The organism is Nonomuraea sp. NPDC003707, from assembly GCF_053587055.1.
In genome coordinates this window covers 1-19,819 of sequence record NZ_JBSFNK010000085.1, presented here as the reverse complement: position 1 = coordinate 19,819, position 19,819 = coordinate 1, and the positions used below count along the sequence as shown (strand labels likewise).

Below are 19,819 nucleotides of genomic sequence, written 5' to 3'. Positions count from 1 at the left end.
GAGACCTCAGATAATCCGTACGCAAGGAACGACGAGACATCCCAGAAGGTCGCTTACGCTGCGTTGCAGACGGTTTCTTCCCACCCCGGATAACACGTGATGACCGCGTTGGGCAGCACTCACGGCCCCAGCACCACCACCATCGACCGGCGCTCCCGGGACCGAGCCCCCCTCGCGAATCCGCCAGCGCCACCACCCGCCGAACGCAACTCGGCGGGCCCGGTGCCGCCACCGCCGCCATCCCCGGAAGCGGGCACAAGCGCGTGCGAAGGAAGGGGTTATTTCCTCGGGCGGGTGCTTTCGCGCACGATCAGCCGCCCTTCCAGGGTGAGCCGCCGTCCCGCACCCGCATTTCCCAGTGCGAAACGGATCGCCTCCACCCCCGCCTGCGCCAGCGGAAGTGCGACGGTCGTCAATCGCGGCGTCACATCCCCGGCGAGCGGAATATCGTCGATGCCCGTCACGGAAACGTCCTCGGGAACCGCCAGCCCGGCGGCGCGAAATCCCGACATCGCGCCGATGGCGACGGTGTCGTTGACCGCGAGAACCGCGTCCGTGCCGGACATCCCCTCCCCCGCCAGCCGCCGCGCCGCGTCGAATCCGCCCTGGCGGCTGACATCGCAATAAACGATCCGGATATCCCGATCGTCAAAGCCCCCGGCGCGAAGTCCGGCCATGAAACCGGCCGTACGCGAGCCCATGTTGCGAAGCTCGCGAGCGCCGCCGAATATCGCCACCCGCCGGTGCCCGGTTTCCGCCACGAATGCGCCCGCCGAGTGCCCGGCCGCGAAATCGTCGAATCCGATCGCGTCGAAAGTCATGTCCGTCTCGCCGACGATGACGACCCGGCCGCCCTCCCGTTCGTACGAACCGAGCTCCTTCAGCAGTCGCCCGCCGAGCGCGTTCGCCATGAACCGGCTGGAGGTCAGCACCAGCGCGCGCGGCCGCAGCGAGCGCAGCACCCGGACCGTCTCGAGCTGCCGCTCGACCGCTCCCATGGTGGACGAGACGGTGACGAACGCGCCGGCCGTACGGGCTTCGCGTTCCATCGCGGCCACGACCATGGCCATGGACGGCGTCGTGAGGTCGTCGGCGACGAGCGCGATCGAGTCGCTGGCCCGGCGCATCGCCCTGGCCGAGGCGTCCACCGTGTACCGCAGGGCCGCCGCCGCGGCCAGCACGCGGGCCTCGTTCTCGGGCGCCACCTTACGCGTGCTGCCGCCCAGGACCCTGGACGCGGTGGAGATCGAGACTCCGGCCGCCGCGGCCACGTCGTGCAGCGTGACCGTGGGCCTCGCCGCATGGGGCATCCGCAGTGTCCTTTCCGACGGTGAACAGACCGGTTTAGAAGAGTACCCGTACCGGATCGGCGGGCCTGCTCACCCGCCAGGCACATCGTCCGTAAGGCCGAGAGTGTCATGGGTTCGGGATGACCCGTGTCATGGGGACCCGGTGACACGGCTCATGGGGACCCGGTGACACAGCGGACTAACCTCACGAGCCCGGCTCAATCATGCTGACGACCATGACATCCCTCCGATTCAGGACACTGCTATCGACCGTGGGCCGTGCCAGGCGGCTGGCCCTCGCGACCGGGATGGGGGCCGTGCTCGCCGCGGCGACCCTCACCGCACCGGCCGCCGCGCAGACGACGAGCGCCACCGGGACGAGCCAGGACGGCGGGCTGGACCGGCAGGCGCTCCGGAAGTCCCTGGACGCCGTCCACGAGGCGGGCATGTACGGCATCTACTCGCAGGTTCGCGACCAGGGTCAGACCTGGCAGGGCGCGTCCGGCGTGGCCGATGTCGACACGCGCCGCCCCGTACGGCCTGACATGGTGCACCGGGTGGGCAGCATCACCAAGACGTTCGTCTCGGTGGCCGTCCTCCAGCAGGTGGCGCGCGGCGCCATCGACCTGGACGCCCCGATCGGCCGCTACCTCCCCGACCTCGTCCCCGGCGACCGCGGCCAGCGGATCACCGTACGGATGCTGCTCAACCACACCAGCCACATCGGCGACTACATCGGCTCGGCGTTCCCGTCGCTACTGGAGGGCTCGGCCAAGAGCCTGGACGACAACCGCTTCCGTACGTTCACCCCGAAGGAACTGGTCGGGATGGGCCTGGCCGCCGCCCCGACCGGCGAGCCCGGGGCGATCCCCGGGTCGTACTCGAACACCAACTACATCCTGGCCGGCCTGCTCCTGGAGAAGGTGACGGGCACGGACGCCGAGCGGTACATCACCCGCAACGTCATCCGCAAGGCGGGCCTGCGGCACACGTCCTTCCCGCGCACCCCGGTCATCCCGGGGCCGCACTCCAAGGCGTACGAGTCGCTGTTCGGCCTGATCGACCCGCCGCGCGACTACAGCGTCTACAACATGTCGTGGGGCGGGACGGCAGGCGCGATCGTGTCCACGATGGACGACCTCAACCGCTTTTACCGCGCGCTGCTGCGCGGCGAGCTGGTCGGCGCCGCGCAGGTCGCCGAGATGCAGAAGACGGTGACGGTGCTGGCCGGCGGGGCCGCGATCAACTACGGCCTCGGCCTCTACTCCCTCGACCTGCCGTGCGGCCGCTTCTGGGGTCACGACGGGGGCGTGTTCGGGATGATCACGCAGTCACTGTCCAGCCCGGACGGCAGCCGCCAGCTGTCCTTCGGGATCAACCTCGCGAAGTACCAGCGGATCGACGAGAACGGCGAGATCGTACCGAGCCCGATCGACTTCGCCCTGGTCGACCACCTGTTCCTGTCCCTGTGCGGCACCACCGCGCCCCAGGCCAAGTCCTCCCGGCTCCCGCTCACCCCGTTCCCGGCGGACAGGCTCGCTGCCGCGGTCCGTTGATCGCCTGGCAGGTGTGTTGCCCATCACTCTCGGAGTGCGGATTTGTCCACAGTTGATCGCATGGAATCTCCGTAATGTCCCTGCTGCCGGATCAACCGGTGCACGACAAACGGGGAGGAACCCAATGCGTAAGACCCTTGCGATCGCGGCTCTGGCCGGTTCGATGGCCGTCACCGGCCTCGCCCTGAGCCCGGTCGCCGCCCAGGCCGCCACCGCCGCCACCACCACTGCTGCCACCACCTCGACGGGGACGAGCTGGGGGAAGTTCTTCTCCGGTGACCGCAAGGCCTACACGTTCGGCAAGACGTGGAAGAGCGGCCACGTGGTCCACACGAAGTGGTACGGCGTGGACAAGGTCGGCGGCAAGAAGGGCTGGGTGTGGTTCGAGTTCTACCAGAACGGCAGCTGGCACAAGTTCAACCGCTCGTTCGACGGCAAGGTGGTCGGGAGCTGGAGCGGCAAGGGGATCAAGAAGGTCTACACGTTCACCTGCTGGGCCGGCAAGTTCGACAACTGCGGCCGCAAGTACCGCATCTACTAAGCCGTTTCAGCTCTATTCTGAGCCGCTCCATCTCCTGATCCGCCTCCGGACGGCGGTCCCCCAGGCCCGGCGCCCCTCGCGCCGGGCCTTTCCTCGCCCGCCCGCGCCGGCGGGGTGGACATCAGCGGGCCCACCACCTCGTCGATCAACGGGCCATCGGCCGGCGTCCCGGGCGGGTGGGGGGTGCGACACGGCCCGGCCCGGCGATCATCGACCGGGCTGCTCCTGTGTCCTTGATCCGCCGCCGGTCAGAGAGACCAGGCCAACTCGGCTGCCCGTGTCAGGTGCCCAGCTCTGAGGGCGGCCCGGTGCTCAGGGCCGCCGGCACTCTCGCCATTGCGCAACAGCGAACCGCCGAACACGACGAACTCGCTCGACCGCGCCCGCTCGCCGCGGTAAGCCCTTGGGCCGTGCCGGGCGGTCGGCCCACCACACCGGGTAGATGAACGCCCGCACGTCAGCGTTGTCGAGCCCGCCCAGGAACGCGTCGAGAACCTCGCGCGTACGCCATGATCGGCAGTCATATATCCCATGCGTCCCCTTGGGAAGACCTGTAAATCGCCTTGATCGCCATCGGGCGGCACCACGCCTGGCCGACGTACACGACCGCCTGAGCCGCCCCGGCTTCCACCACGACATCTCCTTCCCTACGATCAGCGGTGTGCCCGGCACCTGGACCCGATTAGCACGCCGCGGGCGTCGCGACCGAATAGGCCGCCTCGCCGCGGCCTTCCTACTCATCGTTGGCTACAGCGTCTACATCCTGTGGCCGCAGGCCCTCACGACTGAGCCGATCCTGTACGGGGATCCCATCGGCGACCAGGGCTGGGCACTTCGTCTGCGATCCGGACAGACGCTCACGCTCAACGAGATCCAGGCAGACAACCCCCTCATCGTCAGCGGCGACGGTCACACGATCGTCTACGTTCAGGACGGCCGTATTCGGGCACGCGACCTGCGGGACGAAGCGGTGCACGACCTCACCGACGCGGGCCGAATCACCGCCCTGAACACCTCCTTCGACGGCCGGGACGTCACGGTCTCCCATCGGGACCGCACGCTGATCGCGAACCTCCGGACCGGCGAGCGGCGCACGATCACCGATATCTGCAAGGTGTACGGACTGTCCGACACTGTCGTTTGGGGTGTGCCCGGCTGCGCACGCCATGGGGAGGAAGCCCGGCTCGTGACCGTTCGGCGCGATGGTACGGGCGCGTTCGTTGGCGAACTAACCGGCGGGCTGGTTTCGCCCGATCTTCGGCTTGTGGCCTCATACGACTCCGACGGGGTCCTCATCAGCGACGCCACGTCCGGCAAGAAGATCAAATTGATCAGGAGAAACGATACCCGCATCATCGCCTGGTTCAACGATCACGAGGTCATCGTCGAGGATTCGCCGTACCGGCTCGTTGACGTGAGGACGGGCGACACGCGACACGACCCGGCGTTGCCAGACCAGTGGATCCCTTACATCGCCTGGCCCGGGGCGGGTAATGACTGGCTGGGCTGAACGGCAGGCACGGGCCGCTTCCCTACTCGCCGGTCAATCGGCGGCGAGACTCGCCGCAGGCAGCGGCACGCCTGCCAGCTATTTCCGGATGTTTCGCCGCTTCCTGTCTCCGCTGCGCGTCTGGGATGCGCCCACCTGGGGTCGGGGCTTGTCTCGGCGGCAACGGGCAGTGCTGGTAGCGACGCTGCATGAGGGATGGGACGAGCAGGACACGGCCGAGTTGTGCGGGTTGAGTCAGGCCGAGGTCCGAGCGCTTGCCGTACCGGAGCAGGAAAGGGCGGCGCTCGCCGCCCGGCTTCGGGAGGCGGCCACGACACCGGGACCGGCGCCGACGCGCTTCCCGAAACTCGTCGCCTGCCTCTGCCTGCTCAGCGTGGCCGGCTCAGCTGCCGTGCTCCCGCTCACAGCTCGAAAGCCGCCGCTGCTGCCGGTTCTGCCTGTCGCGGCAGCCGAGCCCATCCGGTACGGCATGCGGGTGCGGGATGGGCTGTTTCCCGATCGGATCGAGCCGTTCGCCTCAGCAGATCCGTCCGAAGGATGGCTCGTGGTCGACACGTCGGGACGGCGCTGGCGGCTACCGGACGCGCTGCCGCAAACCGACGTGCAGGTGAGCCCGGATGGCCGCAAACTCGCCTACTACAGCCTCGCCCGGATGCAGGTGGTGATCCACGACGTCACGACCGGTGCGATCCTTCCTGTTCCAACCGCCTTCTACGAGGTCGACCTGTCTTTCTCTCCCGACAGCCGCTATCTGGCCATGGAACAAACACCAGCAGAAGAAGTGGTCGTCGCCGACACGCGGTCGGGCACCGTCATACGCATCGAGGACGACGATTCTCTCCTGGGATGGGCGGGCGGCCATCTGGTGATGGACCGCTCCTCCAACGGGGTCAAGATCGTGGCGTTGGACGGCTCAGTGATCGCCAAGGCACAGTCCGCGGAACTGGAATCCGACCGGCGGCCGGCCGTATCCCCGGATGGCAAGGAGATCGCCGTACTCTCCGGCCGGCGTGTCCTGGTCCTCGGCCAGAACGGCGGGGTGCTGCGCAAGGTCGACGCGCAGTTGCCACCGACCGCCGAGCTCAGGCGCATCTACCGGTGGACGGGGCCAGGCGAGGTGCTGCTGTATGCGCCTGGGTACCGCTCAGCCGCCGTCTACCTCATGAACGTGCTCAGCGGCGCGACCCGGCCGGTGCCGTACGCTCCGGAGGTGGCCGGGGACGACATCACGATCGGAGCGGTATGAAGGTCCCACTCGCCCTGGCGGCACTCCTGCTGACGGCTTGCTCCTCCCCCGCTCCCGAGGGGCCGCGCCCGTTCGCGCCCACTCAGTCCCCCGTCCGCTGGATCAGCACATCAGACATCGCCCATCTCGCATCCGGCCAGGACGTGGCAATCCAGAATGTCAGGAAGATCGTGGGCGTGAGCCGCGATGGCCACCGCGTCGTCTACGTCGACAACGCCTTCGGCCACTACGTCGCGCTCGACCTGCGTACCGGCCAGATCCGGCAGCTCAACGCGAAGCCGGCAGGCCGGGTCCGCGAGGATGAGCCGCGCTTGGCCGTCTCGGGCGACGGCACGTTCTTCGCCACCTCTCCAGAGGCGGTGGCGGAAACCACGATCACCAACTTTGACACCGGCGAAACCAAGATCATCAAGAACGTCTGCCGCCTCTACGGCGTGACCTCTTCCGGAGTACTCGGAGCACGACACTGCGAGGGCGACAGTGACCTGCGCTGGGTCTCTCCAGGCAAGAAACCGCGCGTCTTCAAGCACCTCAACCGCAACGACGAGCCTTCGCTCTCGCCCGACGGCAAGTTCATCGCGGTCCGAGGCTTCACGCTCATCGACTTCGTGACCGGTGAGGCGGTGCGAAACTTCCCGATCCCGGCAACCAGGCAATGGCTCGACGCCGATCACCTCCTGGCCAGGACATACAACGGCTACTACGCCGCCGATATCAGAACCGGCTCGCTCACCAAACTCCCCGTCGTCGCTCCCCCGTACCAGATGGCGCTGTTAGGCCGGTGGCGGTAGTCGCCGGGGAATCGGGCACCCCATAAAGATCAGGGGCGGCCGGGTCACCGATGTCGCCTACCGACCGCCCTTCGACGATCTGCGCCGCATGATCGAAGACGGAACGCCAGTGGAGATGAGGGGATTCGAACCCCTGGCCCCTTCGATGCGAAGCCACTTGCCCCTGATCGCTACCGGCTGCCTCGATTTCAGGATGGAATTAGCCCATTGAGCCCGACCAGCGAATCAGCTGTTCACCGACCAAGGAGCCCGCGCCGTAGTCGATGTGCAGCGCTGCACGTCGACAGCGCTTCTGGAGATACACCAACCCCAGATCAGTGACCACATCGCGCACCCCGCCGGCTGCATGATTCCGATGCTGACGGAACCCGCCTCCCGTCGCTGAAAAGGATCTTTACATAAGATCACAACCTATGTGATGATCACTCCGTTTTGCCACATCTGTTCGAAAGGCTCGAGTGAACCCATCACGAACAGCGTCCGGCTTATCCAGCCGGACGCGCCGCCGCGCTGCCCTGATCGCGGCCCTGACCATGCCGCTCTCCCTCATGAGCGCACCCGCGGTCGCCCAGGGCCCCACACCACCCACCACCACCACGAACACGCCACCGCCGAGCGCCCCCGCCACGCCCGCCGGCAAGGCGCTGGCACAGGCCAAGAAGGACAACCGGCGCGTCGAGATCGAGTCTCTGCGCTCGGAAACCACCACCTATTACGCCAACCCCGACGGCAAGACGCTCCGCATGGAGCTGAACCTGGAGCCGGTCCGGGTCAAGAACGGCGATGGCTTCACCCCGATCGATACCACCCTCGTCGAAACCGGCGGCGTCATCAGACCTAAGGTGGTCAAGGGCGACCTGACGCTGTCGGCCGGCGGCGACACCACAGCGATCAAGAGCAAGAGCGACAAGGCCATCGTCCGCGTCAGCGCCTCCGGCAAGCTGCCCAAGCCGACCCTCAAGGGCAACACCGCCACGTACGCATCGGCGTACGGCAAGGGCATCGACCTCGTGGTCACCGCCACTCCGACCGGGTTCCGGCAGCAGATCGTCATCCGGGAACGCCCGGCCCAGCCGGTGACCTTCCGCATCCCCGTGGAACCTCCCAAGGGGCTCTCGTTCGGCAAGGGCGACAAGGGCCAGCCGACGCTGAAGACCGAGGACGGCAAGACGTTCCTCGACATCCGGCCGGCGCCCCTGCTGGACGCGGTCGCCGCGGACCCCAGCGGCGACCTGGAGGCCGCCAAGGTCGGCAGAGCGGCCGTCACCCTGGACGGCTCGGACCTGGTTTACAGCCCGAACCCTGCGTTCCTCGCCGATCCGGCGACGGTGTACCCGGTGACCATGGCCGCCGTCGATGACGACTGGTACGAGTGTGAGATCGACACGCCGTCCAGCACTTACTGCCCCGACGGGGTGAGCGCGCCGTACGACGGCGAGCCGATGGACACCTTCGTCAACGACTCGACCTACCCCGACAGCTGGTCCAACTTCAACCTCGACCGGATCCTGGTCGGCAAGTCCAACGACGGCGGTGTGCGCTGGCGCAGCTACATCCAGTTCCCGCTGCCCGCGGACAGTGACCCGTTCTGGGGCTCGACGATCGAGAACGCGGACCTGACGCTGTGGAACCACCTGTCCAGCGACTGCGGGCTCTACGTCGGATCGGGCATCACCGCCCGGCGCGTCACCTCCGACTGGGACGAGCTGGAGATGACGTGGTCCAACCAGCCATCGGTCACCAACACAGGCGCGAACACCGAGTACGGCGCCTACAACAGCACCAACTGCACCGGGGCGTACAACTACGAATGGGACCTCATCCATTCGGTCAACGGGATCGTCCAGGCCTGGGCGAACGGCGAGCCGAACTACGGCATCCAGCTCACCGCGGGCAGCGAGTCCGACGTCACCAACTGGCGGCGCTACCGCACCCGCGAGTCCACCTACCCCTCCCCCGCGCACGCCCCCAGGCTCAGCGTGGACTTCGAGCCGCCGGTGCCACCACGCCAGGAAACGGTGGTCACCACCTCACGTGAGCCGCTCACCTCGATTCCTGAATACGAGGAAGCCCTCACCAAGTCCGTCTACACGCCGGAACTCGACGAGCCGATCGAGCAGCTGAGCGGTGAGCTGATCGCTGCAAATGAAGATCAGCGTGACAGTGCAGGCACCTTGATCGGAACCGACAAGCTTTCCCCCGCGCTGCCGGATCCCGGCGACAGCGACGACACCACCAATCCAGGCGGTGAGGACACAACACCGCCGCGGGTACGGGCGACAGAGCCGACGAGCGGCGCCACCGACGTATCCCTGGACGCCCATGTCCGGGTGACGTTCTCTGAGGAGATCTTCGACCCAGAGTTCGTGGTGAGAAGCCCGCAGGGTACCCAGATCCAGGGCACTACCATGCTGGACGACACCAAGAAGATCGCGACTTTCACTCCCACGCAGCCGCTTCACCCCGGCGCAACCTACACGGTTGAGGTCTCAGGAGCGATCGACGTGTGGGAGAACGAGATGGCTCCCTACACCTGGTCCTTCCGCACCATCGATCAGGCAGCCGCGCGTTGGGCGTTTGATGAAGGGGACGGCCGTACCGCTGCCGACTCGTCGGGCAACGATCACGAGGCAAGCTTGAACGACACGGCGGAGTGGACCGTCGGCAAGAGCGGGAACGCGATCTCCAACGTGCCGTCGCAGGCGCGGGTCGCCGCCTCCCGTACAGCGGCCCAGCAAGGCAAGGCGGTCGAGGTCGCCGACGAGACGACCGCGACCAGCATCACCCACGCGCAGCCGGACGGGAAGACGTTCAAGACCCAGGTCACGGCCGGTCCGGTACGGGCCAGGCAAGGCGGCGGCTGGGTGCCGATCGACACCACCCTGGCTGAGCAGGGCGGCAAGCTGCGGGCCAAGACCCTCGCCGAGGGCGCGGTCGTGGAGATCTCCGCCGGTGGCACGGATCCGTTCGTGAAGATGTCCGCCGATGGCAAGTCGTACGCGCTGCGTTGGCCGACGCCGCTGCCCAAGCCGACCGTCAAGGGCAGTGTGGCCACCTACACCGACGCCGCCGGTACCGGGACCGACCTGGTGGTGACGGCGTTGCCGGCCGGGTTCCGGCATGAGGTGGTGCTGCGGCAGCGGCCGTCGAAGCCGCTGGAGCTGCGGATCGGCGTCGACGACGAGGGCCTGACCCTTGCCGAGGGCAAGGGCGGCCGGCTGCTGCTGAAGGGCCAGGACAAGAAGCTGGTCGCCGCAGCGGCGCGGCCGGTCATGTTGGACGGCAGCGGCAAGAGCCGGCCGGCCAAGCGTGGTGAAGCCGACACGGACGTCGTCACCAAGGACGGCCGTACGGAGCTGGTGGTCAAGCCGGACCAGGCGTTCCTGGCCGACGCCGGCACCACCTACCCGGTGAGAGTGGCCGCGGCGCTCACTCTGCCGGTATCCGCCGACGTCGATGTCAGCACGCTCGACGTGGACTCGCCCGCCTACTCGGGCAGCCCGAATGTCATGGCCGGCACCATGACCGGCGGGATGAAGATGCGGGTGCACCTGAAGTTCGACACCACGGGCCTGCCGGGCAGCACAGTGACCGACGCCAAACTGTCGATGAACACCCTCGACAGCCAAGGCTGTGGCCCTGCGCTCACCAACGGCATCCAGGTCGCCCGGCTGACCAGCGCATGGGATCCGACCGGCATGTACTGGGCCACCAAGCCCGCCCTCACCACCGAGGACGCCTCCACCAACTTCAAGGGCGTCAACCAGGACTGCGCCACCTGGCCGGACAGCATGGAGTGGAACGTCACCGGCATCGCCCAGGACTGGGCAGCCGGCGCCGCCGACCACGGCCTGGTGCTCAAGTCACCCGGCGAGGCGAACATCAACAACTACCGGGTGTTCACCTCCTCCGAAGACACCGACTTCAACCAGCCGCCCACCCTGACCGTCACCACCAGCGGCCCGGCCTCGCAACCGGCCGTCTCCGCCCCGGCCATCACACCGGCGCAGACGGTGAACGGCGTCACCGTGGCAGGCTCGCTCACCCCGCAACTCGCCGCGACCGTCGCCGACCCCGCGACCGGCACCCTCACCGGCCAGTTCGAGGTCGAACACGACCCGGCCGCCACCGGACAGGGCACCGGCCAGATCTGGACCGGCGCCTCACCGGCCATCGCCTCCGGCGGCCAGGCCGCCGTCAGCGTCCCCGCCGGGAGACTGACGGACGGCTGGAAGATCCGCTGGCGGGCCCGCGCGGCCAACGCCACCGCCTCCACCACCTCGGCCTGGACGGACTGGCAGACCGCCACCGTCGACGTGCCCAACCCGACCGTCAGTGCCTTCCAGGTCACCCCCTCCCAGGTGGTGAACGACGTCACCGTCGCCACCAGCCTGACCCCGGCCCTGCGCACCACCGTCACCGACCCAGCCACCCAGCCGGTACGGGCGGAGTTCGAACTGGAACACGACCCGGCCGCGACCGGGCAGGGCACCGGCCAGATCTGGACCGGCAGCCTCGACAACGTCGCCTCCGGCGCCCAAGCCACGGCGACCGTCCCGGCGGACAAGCTGACCGACGGGTGGAAGGTACGCTGGCGGGCCCGCGCGATCAACACCGCCACCACCGTCGGCTCACCCTGGTCGAACTGGCAGAACCTGACCATCGATGTGCCCGACCCGGTCTCCGAACCGGCCGTCGGCGCGCTGCAGGTCACCCCGTCCACGCAGGTGGACGGCACCACCATCACCCCCACCCGCACCCCGGCCCTGCTCGCCCAGGTCAGCGACCCGGCAGGCAGACCGCTGCGCGCCGAGGCCGAGATCGAGCACGACCCCGCCGCCACCGGGCAGGGCACCGGCCAGATCTGGGCCGGCAGCGCCGACAACGTCCCGTCCGGCACTCAGGCGAGCATCGCCGTCCCGGCGGACACACTGACCGACGAGTGGAAGGTACGCTGGCGGGCCCGCGCGGTCTCCGCCACCGCCGCCTCCGCTTGGTCGGACTGGCAGTCCTTCACCGTCCGCTTGCCCAAGCCCGCCATCACCGGCCTGACCGTCACCCCGTCGAAGGTGGTGGACGGCGTGACGGTGACCGACTCGCTCACCCCCACGCTGCAGGCCACCCTCACCCACCCGGCCGGCCAGGCGCTGCGGGCCGAGGCCGAGATCGAACACGACCCGGCCGCACCCGGAGGGCAGGGTACCGGCCAGATCTGGACCGGCGCCGTGGACAACGTCGCCTCCGGCAGCCAAGCCTCGGTCGCCGTCCCCGACGACAAGCTGGCCGACGGATGGAAGGTCCGCTGGCGGCTGCGCGCAGTCGCCGGTGACGCCTCCTCGGCCTGGTCGGACTGGCAGCAGGTCACCGTAGACGTCGTCCAGCCGGGCGAGGAACCTCTGGCCCAGACGGCCGGCGCGGTGATCCGCACCGACCAGAGCTTCACCACCGCCGCCTGGCTGCGCTGGAACGACAAGGACGGCAACTACACCGTCCTTGAGCAAAAGGGCACCCACCAGGCGCCGTTCCGGCTCGGCAACACCCCCGACCACGGACTGGTGTTCACCTTCACCAATGCCGACGCCACAGACGCGACAGTCGAGGGTGTTCTGTCGGGGGTGGAGCCGCCCGTCGATGAGTGGTTCCACCTGGCCGGCGTGTACGACGCGGACACCCGTACCGCCACCTTGTACCTGAACGGGGCACAGGCCGGGACCGCGCAGTTGTCCTTCCCCGCCTGGAACGCCCTGGCCCCGCTACGGATCGGCGCGGCGATGGCAGGCGGCCTCGACGAGGTTCAGATCTATCAACGCCCGTTCAGCGCTGATGAGGTCGCCAATGTGATGGCCCCGGCGCCGTCGCCTGTGGCTGTGGCTGTGCCCGCACCGCAGAAGGCCGCGGCTACTCAGGCCACGGCTGCGACCGGCGGCTTTGATTACGAGCGGATCAATCTGCAAACATGCCAGGTCAGCGGAAGCGAAACCGGGCATGGCGAGTACGATGCGCGAATCCGTGAGCTGCCGTACAACTCCTGCTGGTCCTCCTACCTCCAAGTGAACGACTACATAGAGGACGAGTCGAGCGGCAGATTGATCAAAGCCGGCTGCAAGAGCGCGTTCAAGAAGAATCCGATCCTCAATTGGGCCTGCAAGCAGATGGCTGAGCCGTTCGATGAAGACCTCGCCCTCCGCTTCCGGGCCACGGTGGTCATCCACAGCTATCTCGGAAACGCAACCGGGACCAGCGTGGTGGGCGGAGCCGGAACCGGCGTCAAGCCGACGGACATGAAGATGTTCATCCAGCTCGATGATTTCGCGCTCATCGGTGAAGACGGGCAGGTGATCAAACCTGGAAACCAGCTGAATGACCTGCCCATCACAACGAGACTGTATATTCCGGATCCTCCCCTCACAGACGAGGGCTGCACCACCGGCGACGGCGAGAAGAAGAAGGACATCTCTACCTGGCAATCCAGCCCGTTCGATATCTTCAACATTCGAACGAACATTGATGATCCGGGCGTGGTCACCTGCGCGTTCCATCCGGAGGTCGTGTTCTACACCGAATCCGGGTCCGAGTGGTTGCGTCTGCCCCTCTTCAGCCAGAAGGTCATTGACGTCAGGGGCGAGTGGGTCGGCGTCGCACGCGAGGGTAACGGTGTGCCCGTGGGCTGGAAGCGGTGGATGCCCCACTTCCGCTGCGACAGCCTCGCGTTCGGCGCGGGCGACCCGCAGGTCGAGGATCGCGTCGGCGGCTGTATCAACACCAGGTCGAAACGCGTATTCGTTATGTCCACGAAGAGTGGCACGGAGTTTCCAGAGGTGGCCCTGCACATCAAGGATGCTCTCAACCCCGCGACGAACAAGAATACTTACCCGCCTAAACGCCCAGGGGAGTTCGAGGTCCCGAATCCGCCGAAGAAGGCCATCCTCGGCACTGAGCAGCCCAAGCGCATCCCCGGGAACTGGGCGGCTCCTGTCGGGAGCGATGCGGGCGAACCGCTGCACAGGACCACCAGCGATGAAAAGAATACAGAAAACCGGCTCGTCTTCTCAAGACGCGCATTCGTTGCCGACCGCGGCAACGAGAAGGACTATCAGTGGCCGGACGACCCGTCCAGCAACTACTGCAAGTACTATCAATGGGAGGAGAAGTACACTGCCCCCGGGGCCAGGTGGAAGGACCTGAACTGCGACGAGTATCCATTCGCGGCCACCTTGGAGGGAGCCGCGAGCACTGAGTGGGACTTCTCGATTCGGGCGCTCAACGCAAAGCAAAACCGAGACCAGGGCAATGCCCTGAAAAGATTCTACGCCGAATTCCGAGTCGGCAATGAGAACTCTTTCTGGGTGATGATCGAGTAGTTATCGGCGCGACGCTTGGGTGCCGAGTCCGAGATCAGTCTCGAACCGGCACTCAAGCGCGGCCAAAGTCGGCAAGCTGCGCTCCAGGCTCCTACGGCCCACGACGGCCGCCGATCGACTCCCTGCCCATCCCCGCTAAGTGATGCCCTGGCCCACCATCGACCAGCACACTGACGACTAAATCTCCCGGCCCCGACTTGGCACCGATCTAGCGCACCCCATTGGTGCCGACTTTGAGCTGGTCCGCTATCAGGTCCCAGAAACACGTGTAACGCCTGGCGCCGGCCAGCCATGGCGCGAGATACCAGGCTTCCCACTCACCTTCAGGAGTTTTGACGTGGGGGTTGAGGAGAACGACTCCATCGTCCCAATACCCGACCAGAAGGGTGTCGGATACATACTCCCCTCTCATGTCGCCGGAGACCTGCTCGCGTCCGTAGACGAAGTAGAGCTCGTCGGGCACGCTCCATGAGTTCTCGGGCTTGGGTTCCGACCAGCTCTCGGCGATCGAGGGGTCGACATCACGAAGCCAGCCGATTTCCTCGACACGCAGCAGGCAGCAGTCATCGTCGTTGCCCCACCCGTTGGCGAACAGGAGAAACTGCCGGTAACTCGCCGGCAGCTCCATGCCCAATCGCTCTTCGAGCCGGCGGACCTCTGCCTCAGCAGCCGGGGGATGCAGATTGCTTTCAGTATTCGATGCTGGGCGATCAGGGCCTTCGGCCTCCGGACGCCTTTCAGGGAAGCGTTCAGACCATGCGTATTGGGCACTCATGGTGAAGAAGATACCCGTCACGAGTGGCTTTCTGCGCTTGCAGCACACAGCAAACGGCGGCCCCTGGTGACCGCCGGCGCCTGGGCCGTGTTCATGTTCACTTCAGGGAAGTTCCCGCTGTTCATCCATTGGGCTAAGCTTGAGCGGCGTCCATGCGCAGCTTGGTGAGGATGCGCCAGTTCTTGAGGTCGGCGAAGGCGTGTTCGACGGGGGCGCGTTCGCTGCTGACGAAGTGCCCGGATCCTCTCCGGCAGTCCGAGACCCGTCACCCGGCGAGGGTCCCTCGGAGGAACTCGAGGATCTCCGCCCGTGCGGCCTTCGCCTGCGGCACCACGCCCGGCATGCTGAGGAACGCGTGCGTCGCTCCGGGATGTTCGGTGAGCCGCGCGGGCGTGCCGGCCGCCCGCAACCGTTCGGCGTAGCAGCGGCCGTGGTCGGCCACCGGATCGATGGTCGGCACCACCACGAGTGCCGGGGCCAGCCCGCCCAGGTCGCCGGCGTACAGCGGCGACACCGTACGGGGATCCGATCCGGGCGGAACGGCGAGCCGCTGGAACAACCGCATCTGCGTCATGGTGAGGCCCGGGCCGTGGGCGTGCCGGCGCATGGAGGCGAGGTCGAACCCCGCCGAGGTCAGGTCGACAGCGGCATTGACCAGCACCTGCGCCCGCAGGGGCAGACCGGACTCCCTGGCCCGGATCGCGGCCAGGGCCGTGACCAACGCGCCGGTGCTCTCGCCGAAGACGGCGACCCGTGCCGGGTCGACTCCCCACTGCCCGGCGTGCCGCACCACGTGCCGGAGCACGTCCCAGCCGTCGTCGACGACCGCCGGCAGCGGGGTCTCCTGGTCGAGGAGGCGGTGCTCGACCGAGACGACGACCGCGGGCAGCCGCGCGGCGAGGTGGCTGTTGACCCAGTCGCTCTGCACCGCCGTACCCACGAACCCGCCTCCGTGCACGTGGAGCACAAGAGGCAAGCCGGCCTGCCCGGCCGAGGGCCGGTACACCCGGACCCGGAGCCTGCGGTCGGGCAGCGCCACCTCCTGCCACCGGATCGTGGCGCCGCGGTCCGGAAATCCGGTGATCAGCCGGGCCAGGCGGGACGACCGCTTGCGGTTCACCGCCTCGCGCAAGACGACCAGCTCTTCGGCCGTCATCGCCAACCAGTCCGGCTCCTTTCCCAGGGCATGCATCAACCGGATGCCCAGCGGCGGCCGATCCGTTGCGGTGACCTCGCTCATGTGTCCTCCTCAGCCCGCTAGTTTCGCTACCTTAAGTATCGATACCAAGAGTAGCGCAATAGGCTTTCGTGTGAGCATGACCTGAGTGAGCACATCTGCCAGACCGTCCGCGGGCTCCGCCGCGGGCAGGCTCGCGCTCGAAGTTACGTCGAACAGGGCTCAAGCGGGGGCGAGGAGTTCTCGGGTGTCGCCCCGGAGGGCGGCGATGCCCGGGACCATGATGGCCGCCATCAGGCCGGCGAGCGCGACGGCGCACAGCGCCAGGGCTTGGCGCAGGTCGATCGTGGGGGTGAAGGGCAGGCCGGTGGCGCTCAGGGTGACAGCCGTGGCGAGTACGGTGGCGGCGACCCCGGCCAGGGACAGGACGATCGCCGTCGTCGTGTAGAGGACGGCCTCGTACACCGTCATGGTCACGATGGTCCGCGAGGTCGCGCCGGCGGCCCGGAGGAGGGCGAACTCCCGCTGCCGGCCCCGAGCGGTCAGGCAGACGATGGCGATGCTGCCCACCGCGCCCAGCGCGGCGACGGGTGTGAGGACCACGTACGTGTCGACGGTGTTGAGCCGCAGGGCCGATCCACCGGCCCGGAGCGACTCCTGCCAGGTGCCGGCCAGGCCGAAGAAGACCCCGTACAGGCTCGCCCCGACCATGAGGGGGACGACGGTGGCACTGCTCCGGGTGATCTGGTGCGCCGCGGAGTGGCGCGCCAGGAACCAGGCACTCGACAGGCGGGCAGGGAGTACGGCGCTCCACAGGCGCAGCACGGCCGACAGTCCGGCCGGCGCGAGGATGACGATCAGGATCGTGACGTCGATGCCGAGGAAGAGCGAGTTGTTCATACCGGCGCTGAGCTGGTCCGGCCCCTTCAGGGAGGCGTGCATGACGATCTGGGCGCCGATGGCCAGCGTCATCACGGCCGCGAAGAACCAGCGCCGGGTGGTCATGGCGTGGCGCGTGGTCCCGGCGTCGCGGACCGCCTCCACGGCCGGGACGCGGGCCGAGCGCCACGCGGGCCTGCGCGCGCCCAGGACGCAGATGCCGAGGGTGGCGACGAGGGTGGTCGCGACGCTGTTCGCGGTCATCCGCAGGTCGACGGCGACAGCCTGCTCGCCACCCATGCGCTCGAGCACGCGGGACGCCGGCTCGGCGCAGACCGCGGCGACGACGCTGCCGAGCGCTGTGCCCGCCACGGCCAGTACGGCCATCTGGATGAGGACGGCCCACCTGATCTGCCCGGGCAGCGCCCCGGCGAGCCGCCACCGGGCGATGCGGGTTCGCAGCGCGTCGACCGTCGCCAGGCACACCGTGCCCAGCACCGTGACGGCGGCGATGGCGGTGCAGACGTAGAGCGTGGTCGAGGCGGCCCGCACGTCGTCCACGGTCGTTCCGGCACGGGCGGCGGCCGCCGCGACCTCGGGGCTGCCCGCCGACCACCAGTGCATGGCGGCGAGTCCGACGAGGGCTGCCGTGACGGTGACGACTGCCAGCGGGCCCGCCCAGAGGCGCCAGTCGGCCCGCAGCTCCGCCAGCGCGAGGCGGGTCATGACGCGATCCCCTGCGGGGACCGGCTCATGATCTGCAGGAGTTCGCCGGCGGTGGGCCGGTCCAGCGCGTGGGTGACGAGACCGTCGCGCATGACCAGGACGTGGTCGGCCTGGCCGGCGGCGTCCAGGTCGTGGGTGACCATGACCACGGTCCGGCTGCCGTCGGCCAGTGCGCGGAGCCGCCGCAGCACCAGGGCGGCGGTCACGGTGTCGAGAGCTCCGGTGGGCTCGTCGGCGAACACCACGCTCGGGTCCTTGGCCAGCACGCGGGCCAGCGCCACGCGCTGCTGCTCCCCGCTGGAGAGCTTCGCGGCGCCCGTGTCGTGTCGGGCGGTGAGCCCCACCTCTGCCAGCAGGCAGCCGGCGGCGGCCAGGTCGGCGGGCTTCCTGGCGAGCCGCTGCGGCAGGACGACGTTCTCGCGGGCCGTCAGGGAAGGGATCAGGTTGTAGGTCTGGAACATGAACCCGATCCGGTCCCGGTAGAGGCGGGCCACGTCTCCGGCGCGGCTCTGGCCGAGATCGTCGCCGAGCACGGTGACCGTACCGGTGGTGGGGGTTTCCAGACCGGCCAGGCAGAACAGCAGCGTGGACTTGCCGCAGCCGCTGGGACCGACGACGGCGGTCATCGCGCCTGCCGGGATCACGGTGGTGATGCCCTTGAGCACCTCGATCCGGCCGGTGCCGGTGGCGAACGTCTTGGTCAGCCGCTCGGCGGTGACCGCGGGGGTGAATGCCATGCGTTCATTGCATCGCCTGGCCGCGCATCCGATCACTACAGGTGAGCCGCGTGCCGAGGTGGGGAAAAGCCCACCTGGAGGACTCCGCACGACCTCACTGCGTGGAGATCGCCGGCGCCCGTAGTGTCCCGGAGCATGTATGGCACTGCCCGGCTCGTGGTCGGACAGCCGCGGGTTGCGCCGCATCGGGGGTACGCCGGTCAGGTTCACCTGGATGGCCTCGCCGGTGGGCCCGCTCTGCGGGGTGTCGCCCCGCTGGTAGCGGCGGCCGAGCTTGAGCTCCTGGAAGCGGTAGTAGTGTCCGACTTCTTGGCGTTCGGGGTGGAAGACGTCCTGGTCGCCGTCCCAGACGCCGCCGCGGGCGGTGCCCTCGCCCTGCTCGACGATCTCCTCCAGCGCGGCCAGTGCCGAGGCGAGGTCACCGACCTCGACCAGGTTCCCGGCGGTGTGACGGAAGGGGTCGGCGCTCACCTGGCGGGCCGGGTCGCCGCTGAAGACCGCCTGGTCTTCGGCGGCCCCGGAAGGCCCGACGGGCTGGAGGGAGACGCGTACGTACGGCCGGCGATCTTCGCCGACGTCGCGCCGGACGCCGTGATCGCCCAGGAGGAGATCTTCGGCCCCGTCCTGACCATCATCCCGTACACCGGCGACGACCAGGCCGTGGAGATCGCCAACAGCACGACGTACGGACTCACCGGCGCCGTGTTCGGCAGCCCCGATCGCGCGATGGCGATCGCCCGCCGGCTGCGTACCTGCCAGGTGGACGTCAACGGCGCCGGCTGGAATGCGCTCGCGTCGTTCGGCGGTTACAAGCAGTCGGGCAACGGCCGCGAGTTCGGCCGCCACGGCCTCGAGGAGTGTCTCGAGACCAAGTCCATCCAGAGCTGACCAGCGGAGATCTCCCGGGACTGTTACCTGCCGCGGGCTGTCCTCGCTGTTCGAGGGGTAGGCGGTAGATGGCAGTCGAGGGGCAGGGGGAGATGGCGGTGGCCGATCTGGAGCAGGCGGCGGCGGTGTTCGCCGGTGTGCGACCACGCCTGTTCGGGATCGCGTACCGGATGCTCGCCAGCGTCACCGAAGCCGAAGACCTCGTCCAGGACGTCTGGCTGCGCTGGCAGGCCTACGACCGCGCCACGGTCGACGACCCCGCCGCGTTCCTGGCCACCACGACCACCCGGCTGGCGATCAACGCCACCCAGTCCGCCCGCGTCCGCCGCGAAACCTACCTCGG

The 19,819-nt window shown here is 68.2% G+C and carries 13 protein-coding genes; 8 read left to right on the top strand and 5 right to left on the bottom strand.

The features are described from left to right. Positions 1 to 278: 278 nt before the first annotated feature. Complete coding sequence (locus ACWDRB_RS66490) at positions 279 to 1,271, bottom strand: LacI family DNA-binding transcriptional regulator (protein WP_449912502.1); 993 nt, start codon at positions 1,269 to 1,271, stop codon at positions 279 to 281. A 254-nt stretch (positions 1,272 to 1,525) separates the two neighbouring features. Between ACWDRB_RS66490 and ACWDRB_RS66485 the strand changes: the two genes are divergently transcribed. The 6 genes from ACWDRB_RS66485 (at position 1,526) to ACWDRB_RS66460 (ending at position 14,294) form a co-directional block, all read left to right on the top strand. Next, positions 1,526 to 2,845, top strand: a complete 1,320-nt coding sequence (locus tag ACWDRB_RS66485; RefSeq protein WP_449912501.1) for a serine hydrolase domain-containing protein — start codon at positions 1,526 to 1,528, stop codon at positions 2,843 to 2,845. Positions 2,846 to 2,969: 124 nt separating this feature from the next. After that, positions 2,970 to 3,386 carry a hypothetical protein gene (locus ACWDRB_RS66480; RefSeq protein WP_449912500.1) on the top strand — a complete coding sequence of 139 codons (417 nt, stop codon included), beginning with the start codon at positions 2,970 to 2,972 and terminating at the stop codon, positions 3,384 to 3,386. Positions 3,387 to 4,047: 661 nt separating this feature from the next. Further along, positions 4,048 to 4,896 carry a hypothetical protein gene (locus ACWDRB_RS66475; protein WP_449912498.1) on the top strand — a complete coding sequence of 283 codons (849 nt, stop codon included), beginning with the start codon at positions 4,048 to 4,050 and terminating at the stop codon, positions 4,894 to 4,896. Further along, complete coding sequence (locus ACWDRB_RS66470; protein WP_449912496.1) at positions 4,880 to 6,142, top strand: hypothetical protein; 1,263 nt, start codon at positions 4,880 to 4,882, stop codon at positions 6,140 to 6,142. The genes ACWDRB_RS66475 and ACWDRB_RS66470 overlap by 17 nt, the downstream gene beginning before the upstream one ends. 176 nt (positions 6,143 to 6,318) lie before the next feature. After that, the gene (locus tag ACWDRB_RS66465; RefSeq protein ID WP_449912494.1) at positions 6,319 to 6,933 is read left to right on the top strand and encodes a hypothetical protein; all 615 of its coding nucleotides are present in this window, start codon (positions 6,319 to 6,321) and stop codon (positions 6,931 to 6,933) included. Positions 6,934 to 7,481: 548 nt separating this feature from the next. Continuing rightward, on the top strand, positions 7,482 to 14,294 hold the full coding sequence (locus tag ACWDRB_RS66460; RefSeq protein WP_449912493.1) for a DNRLRE domain-containing protein: 6,813 nt from the start codon (positions 7,482 to 7,484) through the stop codon (positions 14,292 to 14,294). A 208-nt stretch (positions 14,295 to 14,502) separates the two neighbouring features. On the opposite strand, the gene ACWDRB_RS66455 is transcribed toward ACWDRB_RS66460, so the two are convergent. The 4 genes from ACWDRB_RS66455 to ACWDRB_RS66440 form a co-directional block, all read right to left on the bottom strand. Continuing rightward, positions 14,503 to 15,090 (bottom strand): SMI1/KNR4 family protein, encoded by a 588-nt coding sequence (locus tag ACWDRB_RS66455; protein WP_449912492.1) that lies wholly within the window; start codon positions 15,088 to 15,090, stop codon positions 14,503 to 14,505. A 244-nt stretch (positions 15,091 to 15,334) separates the two neighbouring features. Beyond that, positions 15,335 to 16,309 carry an alpha/beta hydrolase gene (locus tag ACWDRB_RS66450; RefSeq protein ID WP_449912491.1) on the bottom strand — a complete coding sequence of 325 codons (975 nt, stop codon included), beginning with the start codon at positions 16,307 to 16,309 and terminating at the stop codon, positions 15,335 to 15,337. A 159-nt stretch (positions 16,310 to 16,468) separates the two neighbouring features. After that, positions 16,469 to 17,851 (bottom strand): FtsX-like permease family protein, encoded by a 1,383-nt coding sequence (locus ACWDRB_RS66445; protein WP_449912489.1) that lies wholly within the window; start codon positions 17,849 to 17,851, stop codon positions 16,469 to 16,471. Next, positions 17,848 to 19,059, bottom strand: a complete 1,212-nt coding sequence (locus ACWDRB_RS66440) for an ATP-binding cassette domain-containing protein (RefSeq protein WP_449912488.1) — start codon at positions 19,057 to 19,059, stop codon at positions 17,848 to 17,850. Before ACWDRB_RS66440 ends, ACWDRB_RS66445 begins: the two co-directional genes overlap by 4 nt. Between ACWDRB_RS66440 and ACWDRB_RS66435 the strand changes: the two genes are divergently transcribed. Both ACWDRB_RS66435 and ACWDRB_RS66430 read left to right on the top strand, forming a co-directional pair. Beyond that, the gene (locus ACWDRB_RS66435; RefSeq protein ID WP_449912486.1) at positions 19,036 to 19,476 is read left to right on the top strand and encodes an aldehyde dehydrogenase family protein; all 441 of its coding nucleotides are present in this window, start codon (positions 19,036 to 19,038) and stop codon (positions 19,474 to 19,476) included. The genes ACWDRB_RS66440 and ACWDRB_RS66435 overlap by 24 nt on opposite strands. Before the next feature lie 68 nt (positions 19,477 to 19,544). Next, positions 19,545 to 19,819 (top strand): sigma factor (locus ACWDRB_RS66430; protein ID WP_449912484.1); only part of this gene is annotated, 275 nt, incomplete at its 3' end.